Here is a 9430-nt window from a genome sequence, read left to right as displayed (position 1 = left end):
CGCCGATGGTACTGCAGGGGGGACCCTGTGGGAGAGTAGGACGCCGCCGAACAATCATTGTGGGAAAGCCCCGCACCTCATGGTGCGGGGCTTTTCTGCGTTCACGGTCAGGCCGCCGGCGTGACCAGGCCCGTGTCGTAGGCCAGGATCACCGCCTGGATGCGGTCGCGCGAAGAGGTCTTGGCGAGGATGCGGGTGATGTGGGTCTTCACCGTGGATTCGGCGAGGTGGAAGCGGGTGGCGATCTCCGTGTTCGTCCAGCCCTGACCGACGACCGTGAGGATTTCGCGTTCGCGGTCGGTCAGCGGAGCCAGCCGAGGGTCGTCCTTCGGAGAGGGCAGGGGAGTGGGCGCCGCGGGCGCGGGCACGGGGCGGAGGTAGGTGGTCAGGAGGCGGTGGGTGAGCTTGGGGGACACCACCGCGTCGCCGCTCGCGACCGAGCGGATGCCCGTGAGGAGCTCCTCGGGCTGGGCGTCCTTCACCAGGAAGCCGCTCGCGCCGGCGCGCAGGCCCTCGTACGCGTACTCGTCGAGGTCGAAGGTGGTGACGATCAGGATCCGGGTGCGGGAGCCGGTGGCGGCGATGCGGCGGGTGGCCTCGATGCCGTCCAGGCCCGGCATGCGGATGTCCATCAGGACCACGTCCGGGTGGTGGCGGTCGGCAAGGCGGACGGCCTCCGTGCCGCTGCCGGCTTCGTCGACGACCGTCATGTCGTCCTGGCTTTCGAGCAGCATGCGGAAGCCGAGGCGCTGCATCGGCTGGTCGTCCGCGATCAGAACGGTCGTCACGAGGGGGAGTCCTCCAGAGGAAGTCGGAGACGTACGCGCCAGCCGGCACCCTCGGGGAGGGGGCCGGACTCGAGTGTGCCGTCGTAGAGCGCCGCACGCTCGCGCATTCCCGCCAGGCCCCGGCCCTGGCCTTGGCCTTGGCGCCGGGGACCCGGCGGCTCGGCGGCGGGCCCGCCCGTGTCGGTGACGACGAGGACGGTTCCCTCCGGCCCGTACGCCAGCGTCAGCTCGGCCTTCGCGCCTTCGCCCGCGTGCTTCAGCGTGTTCGTCAGCGCCTCCTGTACCGCCCGATAGAGCGTCAGCTCGGCTCCTGGGGAGAGCGGATGAGCCGGGGCGGGGAGGGTCGCCTCGACGGGGAGGCCCGCCCTCCGTACGCCTTCGATGAGGGCCGGCAGGTCCGCGAGGCCGGGCTGGGGGTTCCGTACCGCCGACTCGGTCTCCTCCTCGCGCAGGACGTCCAGCAGGCGGCGGAGTTCGGTGAGGGCCTGCCGGCTGGTGGTGGAGATGGCGTCGAGGGCCTGGGCGGCGCGTTCGGGGTTCTTGGCGGCGGCGTAGCGGCCGCCGTCGGCGAGGCCGGTGATGACGGAGAGGTTGTGGCCGATGATGTCGTGCATCTCGCGGGCGATGCGGGCGCGTTCGGCGGCGGCCGCGAGCCGCACCTCCTGTTCTCGTTCCTCCTTGCGGGAACGGACGGTGATGCCGAGCAGCGCGACGAGGAGGTAGCCCCAGACGGCGGGGACGACGTGCAGGTCCCAGGTCTCGGCCTGGTGGCGGAAGGCACCGGTCAGCAGGGGTGCGAGCAGCAGGGCGGCGGCCCAGAGGAGGGCGCGGGGCGGGCGGCGGAGCGCGATGTGGAACAAGGGGAGGGCCTGGAGGTAGCCGGCCTGGAGGAAGGCGCCGGAGGCCTCGCTGACGAGGACCGGGACCGTCATGACGGAGAGTACGGCGAGCGGGGACCGGCGGCGCCAGTGGACGGGGAGGACGATGGCGGTGCTGAGCGTGGCCACCAGCCAGACGGGGACGGACGGGTCGCGGGCGGTGTTCCGCCAGCCGCCGGACGCGTCGACGAGCGCGGTGATCAGGAGGACGGCGGTCACCAGGGCGTCCCAGACCCACTGGCGGCGCGCGTCGAAGGCCTGGACCCGGGCGAGCAGCCGGCGTACGTAGCGGCTCGGTGCCGTCGTTCCTGTCGCGCCTGTCGCGCCTGTCGCGCCTGTCGCGCCTGTCGAGCCTGTCGGCCCTGTCGTTCCCGTCGTTTCTGGCGTCCGCGTCGTCCCCGTTGTCACCCGGCCACGCTAGGCGGCGGGGCTCGGCGGCGTCGTCGTACCCAGGTACGACGAATCCCTGGATCGATAACGCGCTTGTCAGCGGGGTGCGGCGATGGCGAAGATCGCGGCATGGACTATTCGATTCGCCCCGTCCGTGCCGACGAGTGGGAGAAGGTGCGCGAGCTGCGGCTCGTGGCGCTTCAGGACCCGGTCGCGCACCTCGCCTTCGTGGAGACGTACGAGACCGCCGTCGCCCAGCCCGATTCCTTCTGGCAGGGGCGGACGGCCAACGCGTCCGAGGACGGTGAGGGGCGGGTGCGGCAGTTCGTCGCCGAGACGCCGGACGGGCGCTGGATAGGTACGACCACGGTGCTCGTCGAGCGGCCGTCGGACGCGGAGCCGCTGTTCGGGGAGCCGGCGAAGGTCGACCAGACGCATCTGGTGGGTGTGTACGTGCGGCCCGAGGCGCGCGGCGCCGGTGTGATCGACGCGCTCTTCCGTACGGCCGTGGAGTGGTCCTGGGCGCTGCCCGAGCCGACGATCGAGCGGGTGCGGCTGTACGTGCACGAGGACAACGCGCGGGCCGGCGCCTTCTACCGGCGCTTCGGCTTCGTTCCGACGGGCGAGCGGACGGTGATGCCGGGCTCCGGGAGCGGATACGACCTGGAGTACGAGGTGCCCCGGCCGGGGCCGCAGCAGGCCGTCTAGGGGTACGGGAGGGGCTCGGGCCAGCGGGCTCGGGCCTGCTCCTGGGAGCGCATCAGGGCGAGGGTCGGCAGGCCGAGCTCCCGTCCCGTGGCGACGAGTTCGGGGAGGCGGGGGATCGGCGCGACGGCCGCGACGTCGTCGAGGACGAGGGTCAGTGGTGGGTCGAGCCGACCGTCGGATGACCGTGCGGCCATGCGGCGGCCGTGCTCGACCACGCTTGCTGCGAGCGCGGTCAGGAGGGGCATCGCGCCCGGGTGGGTGCGCGGGTCCTCGATCGGTTCACCCACCACGTAAAGGGTGCCCTGCTCGGCGACGAAAGATGCGAGCGTGAGCGAGTCTGTTCGATTCGGGGTGCAGGCCTGGCGGATGTGGATCGAGCTGAGGGCGGAGAGCGCCCGGGCCGTCAGTTCCTGGGCGGTGGCGCGGCGTTCGGGGTGCGCGGTGAGCGCGGATTCGAGGAGGCCGGCGTGGCCGGCGGCGGCCTTGGGGTGGGTGCGGAGGATCCGTACGGGCTCGTGGGCGTCGGTGCCCTGGGCCCAGCGGTGCACCTGCTTGAAGGGCCGGCCGTCGATGGCGGCGGCGTGCAGCCAGCAGCGCATGAGCGTTTCGGCGGTGTCCGCCACGGCCGCGTCGAGCCGGGACTGCGGGCGTACGGGCGCGAGCAGCGCGGCGGCCCGGTCGCGGGCCTCCTGCGGGTCCTCGCACCCCTCGGCGGGGTTCCAGTGGAGCCGGGCGGGGGTGTCGCAGAGGTGGCCGGGGTCGTGGACGAGGACCGGACCGAGCTTGCCGCGGGCGTCCTTGGTCTCGGCCCAGAGCGTCGGGTCGGAGGTGACGACGAGTACGGCGCCCTCGGCGTCCCGGATCGCCTGGGCGGCGGTGGGGCGGCGGGTGGCGGCGGGGCCGAAGACGATCCGGGGTTCGGACACGGGGGCCGGGGTGGTCGGGGTGGCCGGGCTGTCGGGTTCCGGGCGCTCCGGCGCCGGGTCCTCGGCGGGGCGGCGCGGGGGCGGGGGCTGGGTGGTGGCCGGGGGCGCGACGGCCTTGGCCTCCTCCGTACGGGCGGCGCGCTCGTTCTCGTACAAGGCCCCCTTCCCCGCCTTCCGGTTGGCGCGGACCGCGCGCCAGCGGGTGAGGGTGCCGAGGACGAAGACCGTGAGGACGATCAGGACCATGGCCTCGCCGATGACCAGGCCCCAGAACAGGCCGTAGCCGGAGAGGGCGGCGGGCGGGGTGTCCGGCCAGGCGGCGGCGAGGTCGGTCGGGGCGCCCATCAGGGAGCGCAGGGCCAGGGGCGTACGGGTGAAGGTGACGCCCGGGGGCCAGGCGCCGTGGGAGAACAGGCCGGCCAGGCCGGTCGCCGTCCAGACCAGGACGGCGAGGCCGAGCAGGAGGGCGAGCAGCCCGACGACGAATCCGTCGGGGATGCCGCCGCCCGACTGCTTGCGCTCCTGCTGCATCTCACGCCACCGTGGACTGGGACGAGTCGTTCATCTGCGCGTTCATCTGCTGCTCGACGAGGATCGCGCGCTGTTCCGTCTCCCACTCCAGCTCCGGGTCCGCCGGGGAGGACTCGGTCATGGCGCGGTCGGTGTAGACGAGCGGGCGTTCCTTCTCGGTGATGAGGTGTTTGACGACCTGGACGTTGCCGTTGACGTCCCAGACGGCGATGCCGGGGGTGAGCGTCGGGATGATCTCGACGGCCCAGCGGGGCAGGCCGAGGACGCGGCCGGTGTTGCGTGCCTCGTCGGCCTTCTGCGCATAAATCGTGCGTGTGGAGGCCATTTTGAGGATCGCCGCGGCCTCCTTGGCCGCCGCTCCGTCGACGACGTCGGAGAGGTGGTGGACGACGGCGACGAAGGACAGGCCGAGGCGGCGGCCGAACTTGAGCAGGCGCTGGAACAGCTGGGCCACGAACGGGCTGTTGATGATGTGCCAGGCCTCCTCGACGAGGAAGATGCGCTTCTTCCGGTCGGGGCGGATCCAGGTGTGTTCCAGCCAGACGCCGACGATCGCCATGAGGATGGGCATGGCGATGGAGTTGCGGTCGATGTGGGAGAGGTCGAAGACGATGAGCGGGGCGTCGAGGTCGATGCCGACCGTGGTGGGGCCGTCGAACATGCCGCGGAGGTCGCCGTCGACCAGGCGGTCGAGGACGAGCGCGACGTCGAGGCCCCAGGCCCGTACATCGTCTATGTCGACGTTCATGGCCTCGGCCGACTCCGCCTCCGGGTGGCGGAGTTGCTCGACGATGTCGGTGAGGATCGGCTGGCGGTCGGTGATGTGCTCGTTGACGTAGGCGTGGGCGACCTTGAGCGCGAAGCCGGAGCGCTCGTCGAGGCCGTGGCCCATCGCCACCTCGATGATGGTGCGGAGCAGCGCGAGCTGGCCGGTGGTGGTGATGGACGGGTCGAGCGGGTTGAGGCGGATGCCGTCGTCGTTGGCGACCATCGGGTCGAGCCGGATGGGAGTTATCCCCAGCTCCTGCGCGATGAGGTTCCATTCGCCGACGCCGTCCTCGCCCTGGGCGTCGAGGACGACGACCTGGCGGTCGCGGAAGCGGAGCTGGCGCAGCACGTAGGTCTTCTCGAGCGCCGACTTGCCGTTGCCGGATTCGCCGAGGACCAGCCAGTGGGGGGCCGGGAGCTGCTGGCCGTACAGCTGGAAGGGGTCGTAGATGTACCCCTTGCCGCTGTAGACCTCGCGGCCGATGATCACGCCGGAGTCGCCGAGGCCGGGGGCCGCGGTCGGCAGGTAGACGGCCTGGGCCTGGCCCGTGGAGGTGCGTACGGGCAGGCGGGTCGTCTCGACCTTGCCGAAGAGGAAGGAGGTGAAGGCTTCGGTGAGGACGGACAGCGGATCTCGCATCGGTCTGTGCCCCTTCGGCCCTAGCGGCGGATGCCGGTCGCGAACGGCAAGGTGTTCACAAAGGCCCGGTGGTGCTCGCGGTCGCACCACTCCAGCTTCAGGTACGACTTTCCGGCGGAGGCCCTGATCGTGCGCTTGTCCCGGGCCAGGGCCTCGGGCGAGCGCGACGACACTGTGATGTACCCGACGAGGTTGACCCCGGCGGCGCCGCTGGCGAGATCTTCACCCCGCTGGTCGAGCCGGCCGTGGGCGGCGATGTCGCGCGGGTCGACGGTGCGGTTCATCTTGGCGGCGCGGCTGGCGTCGGCCTCGTCGTTGGTCTTCTCGGTGAGCATGCGCTCGATGGCGACCTCGGTGGGTTCGAGGTCCATGGTGACGGCGACGGTGCGGATGACGTCGGGGGTGTGGACGAGGAGCGGGGCCAGGAAGTTGACGCCGACGGGGGTCATCGGCCACTCCTTGATCCAGGCGGTGGCGTGGCACCAGGGAGCGCGGGTGGCGGACTCGCGGGTCTTGGCCTGGAGGTACGTCGGTTCCATCGCGTCGAGTTCGGCGGGCCAGGCGTTGCGCTTCGACATGGCCTGGATGTGGTCGATGGGGTGGTCCGGGTCGTACATGGAGTGGACGAGGGAGGCGAGCCGGGACTGGCCGAGGGGCTGGCGGACGCGGATGTCGGCCTCGGCGAGGCGGGCGCAGATGTCGGTGAGTTCGCGGGCCATGACGACGGCGAGGCCGGCGTCGCGGTCGAGTTTGCGGGCGCCGGAGGCGTGGCGGGCGGCGCGGGCCATGGCGTTGGCCTCGGCGGCGAGTTCGCGGGTGTAGTGCATGCACGCGACGAGGTAGGCGCGGTGCTGCTCGCTGGAGGTCGACACCATGGACTGGAGCTGGTCGTACGACTCCTGGAGCCAGGCCGGGGCCTGGTGGTCGCCGCGCTGGGCGACGTCCTTGGCGTGGGCGTCGGGGTCGGCGGGGAGGGTGCGGGCGAGCATCTGGAGGCGGGTGACGAAGCCGTCTCCGTTGGCGACGTGCTTGAGGAGGGTGCCGAAGCGGTCGACGAGGGCTTCCTGGTCCTCGGAGTCGCGCAGGCCGACGCCGGGGCCCTCGATCTCGATGGCGGCGGTGACGGTGCGGCGGTCGGCGTGCAGGAGGACGGCGATCTCGTCGGGGCCGAAGGGGGCGGAGAGCCAGGTGACGCCGCCGATGCCGGGGGGCGGGCCGATCTCGACCTCGCGGCCGTCGAGGCGGGTGCCGGCCTCGACGGCGGCGGAGCGGTAGGCGGTGCCGCGCTTGAGCATCCGCTTGTAACTGCGGTTGATCTCGAACCATTTGTAGAAGGTGCGCTGCTTGTACGGGACGTAGACGGCGGCGAGCGCGAGCATCGGCAGGCCGGCGAGCAGGGCGATGCGCAGGGCGAGGACCTGGACGATCAGTCCGCTCATCATGCCGAGGAACGCGCCGGCGATGATGAGCGCGATCTCGCCGGTCTCGCGGTTCTTGCCGACGATCGCGTTCGGCCGGGCGCGGCCGATGAGATACGTGCGGCGGGGCGAGACCGGCTGGGACTGGGTCGTCAACGCCCTGCACCTCCTGAGTTCTTGCTGTTGCTGCGGCTGGTGTGCGGGGTGCCTGCGGTGGGGCTGCTGCTACGGGGCGCGGGCGCGGCGCCGCCGCCTCCGCCCGCTCCGCCGCGGCTGTCTCCGCCGCGGCTGCTGTGGGCGGCGACGCCGCCGGAGAGGGGGTTGGCGGGGCGGGGCGCGCTGCCGCCGGAGCCCTGGGAGCCTCCGCCGCCGTCGCCGCGGGTGCTGTGGGTCTTGATGCCCTGCGAGACGAGGGAGGCGGGGGAGGAGATGACGGCGGCCGCGGTGTTCTCGCCGGCGCGGTGCAGGCGGTTGTCGCGGGAGGCGATGATCTCGTCGCCGAAGCCGGGTACGAAGCGGTAGATCATCGCGGAGGCGAAGATCGCGAGCAGGATGATCGCGAGGCCGGAGACGACGGCGGAGAACGCGTCGGGGCCGGTGCCGGAGGAGAGCGCGCCGGCGAGGCCGAGGACGATCACGATGACCGGCTTGACCAGGATGACCGCGATCATGATGCCGGCCCAGCGGCGCACGTGGCCCCACATGTTCTTGTCGACGAGCCCGGAGTACACGACGACGCCGAGCAGGGCGCCGACGTAGAGCAGGACGGCGCGCAGGACGAGTTCGAGGTAGAGCACGCCGGCGGCGAGCACGGTGACGAGCGAGACGATGATCAGCATGATCGGCCCGCCGCCGATGCTGTCGCCCTTCTCCAGGGCCTGCTTGAAGCTGCCGAAGAAGACGTCGGTCTGCTGGCCGGTGCCGGAGGCGATGACCTCGGTGATGGCGTCGGTGGCGTTGACGACGGTGTAGAGGATCAGCGGGGTGAAGGCGGAGGCGAGGACGGTCAGCCAGAGGAAGCCGACGGCCTCGGAGACGGCGGTGGTGAGGGGGACGCCGCGGATGGCGCGCTTGGCGACGGCGAGCAGCCAGAGGAGGAGGGTGAGGAAGGTGGCGGCGGCGAAGACGATGGCGTAGCGGCCGAGGAACTCCATGTTGGTGAAGTCGACGGTGGCGGTCGACTTCACGGCGGAGGAGAGGGTGTCGACGACCCAGGCGGCGGCCTTGGCGCAGCCGCTGGCGAGGGAGGAGAGGGGGTCGGTGGTGGTGGTGGGGTCGTCGAGGGTGGGGGTGGAGCCGCCCGTCTTCTGCCCGTTCTCGCAGTACTCCTTGGCCTGGCCCACGATGAGCGCGCAGGGGTCGTTGGTGGCGCTCGGCGACGGGGTGCCGGGTGACGGCGTCCCGGCGGGCGTGGGCGTCGGGGCCGCGTAGGCCCGCGAGGCGAGCAGCACGAGGGTGACCGGCAGGGCCGCCACACCGGCGGTCAGGGCACGCAGCGGGGTGCGGAGCGGGGTGCGTCGGCTAGCGGGCATAGGTGAAGCCTCCATAACCCTCGACGGCCCTGGCGATGTCGTCCGCGACCGAGGCGCGGTTGTCGCCGTTGACGGGGGTCGGGCCCTCGGCCTGTTCCGAGCTGACGACCTTCCAGTCGCCGCCGACCCACTTCAGCTTCTCGGTGATGGTGAACCAGGTGGAGGTCACCGGCTTGGTGGAGCCCTCGCCGGCGAGGCCGACGAGGCCGGTGCACCACACCTCCGCCGTGGCGGTGTTGCCCGTGTAGTCCTTCACCTTGGTGCCGACGGGGATGGTCCGGGACACGAAGGTCAGGCCGTTCGGCGCGGTCCCGTCGGGCTGCAGGCCCACGTTGGACAGGAAGCCGGCCGAGTAGGAGTCGTTCAGGCTCTTCACGAGGGCGTCGGCGACGGCCGGGTCGTGGGTGGCGCGTACGAGGGCCTCGCGCGGGCCGGGCTGGAACATGTCCACCGACCCCAGCGCCACCGCGTAATTCGCCGCCGCGCTCTGCGCCCCCTGCTCGTCGTGCGCGAAGCCCGTCGGGATCTGGCCGTTCTTGCCCGTGACGGGGGGGACGCCGGTCGCGGCGGTCGGGGCGGCGGAACGGGACGGGGAGTTCGGGCCGGCGCCCTGGTGGGGCGCGTCGGAGGGGGTGCCGTCGCCGCGGTTGGCGAGGGCGATCGCCGCGACCAGGAGGACCACCACGCCGATCACCGCGACGAGGGAGCGGGAGCTCCGGGCGGGGGGACGGGTGGTGCCGGGGGCGGCGTCGGGGAGGCGGGTGCGGGTCTGGCCGTCGTGGTCGTCGCCGAAGCTCATGCCGGGCACGCCCCTTCGGCCCTTCGCGGATACGGCGGGCTCGACGGGCTCG

General features: G+C 72.2%; 8 protein-coding genes. 1 reads left to right on the top strand and 7 read right to left on the bottom strand.

What is annotated here, in order from left to right; translation table 11 throughout:
• Positions 1-107: 107 nt before the first annotated feature.
• Both KV205_RS28190 and KV205_RS28185 read right to left on the bottom strand, forming a co-directional pair.
• Positions 108-788 carry a response regulator transcription factor gene (locus KV205_RS28190; RefSeq protein ID WP_265867471.1) on the bottom strand — a complete coding sequence of 227 codons (681 nt, stop codon included), beginning with the start codon at positions 786-788 and terminating at the stop codon, positions 108-110.
• Positions 785-1885 carry a sensor histidine kinase gene (locus tag KV205_RS28185; protein ID WP_265867470.1) on the bottom strand — a complete coding sequence of 367 codons (1101 nt, stop codon included), beginning with the start codon at positions 1883-1885 and terminating at the stop codon, positions 785-787. Before KV205_RS28185 ends, KV205_RS28190 begins: the two co-directional genes overlap by 4 nt.
• A 300-nt stretch (positions 1886-2185) precedes the next feature.
• Between KV205_RS28185 and KV205_RS28180 the strand changes: the two genes are divergently transcribed.
• Positions 2186-2764: a GNAT family N-acetyltransferase gene (locus KV205_RS28180; RefSeq protein ID WP_265867469.1), complete on the top strand. Its 579-nt coding sequence runs from the start codon at positions 2186-2188 to the stop codon at positions 2762-2764.
• Here KV205_RS28180 and KV205_RS28175 read toward each other — a convergent pair.
• Genes KV205_RS28175 through KV205_RS28155 form a run of 5 tightly spaced genes read right to left on the bottom strand, consistent with a single transcriptional unit; the run spans position 2761 to position 9378 of the window.
• The gene (locus KV205_RS28175; protein WP_265867468.1) at positions 2761-4221 is read right to left on the bottom strand and encodes a type IV secretory system conjugative DNA transfer family protein; all 1461 of its coding nucleotides are present in this window, start codon (positions 4219-4221) and stop codon (positions 2761-2763) included. The genes KV205_RS28180 and KV205_RS28175 overlap by 4 nt on opposite strands.
• Position 4222: 1 nt before the next feature.
• Positions 4223-5629, bottom strand: a complete 1407-nt coding sequence (locus KV205_RS28170; protein ID WP_265867467.1) for an ATP-binding protein — start codon at positions 5627-5629, stop codon at positions 4223-4225.
• Positions 5630-5649: 20 nt separating this feature from the next.
• Positions 5650-7203, bottom strand: a complete 1554-nt coding sequence (locus KV205_RS28165) for an SCO6880 family protein (RefSeq protein ID WP_265867466.1) — start codon at positions 7201-7203, stop codon at positions 5650-5652.
• On the bottom strand, positions 7200-8579 hold the full coding sequence (locus KV205_RS28160) for a hypothetical protein (RefSeq protein ID WP_265867465.1): 1380 nt from the start codon (positions 8577-8579) through the stop codon (positions 7200-7202). The genes KV205_RS28165 and KV205_RS28160 overlap by 4 nt, the downstream gene beginning before the upstream one ends.
• Positions 8569-9378, bottom strand: a complete 810-nt coding sequence (locus KV205_RS28155; protein WP_265867464.1) for a hypothetical protein — start codon at positions 9376-9378, stop codon at positions 8569-8571. Before KV205_RS28155 ends, KV205_RS28160 begins: the two co-directional genes overlap by 11 nt.
• Between the last annotated feature and the right edge of the window lie 52 nt (positions 9379-9430).

The sequence above is a fragment of the Streptomyces sp. SKN60 genome, from assembly GCF_026236535.1.
Taxonomy (GTDB): Bacteria; Actinomycetota; Actinomycetes; order Streptomycetales; family Streptomycetaceae; genus Streptomyces.
This window is presented reverse-complemented; position numbering and strand designations above follow the sequence as displayed.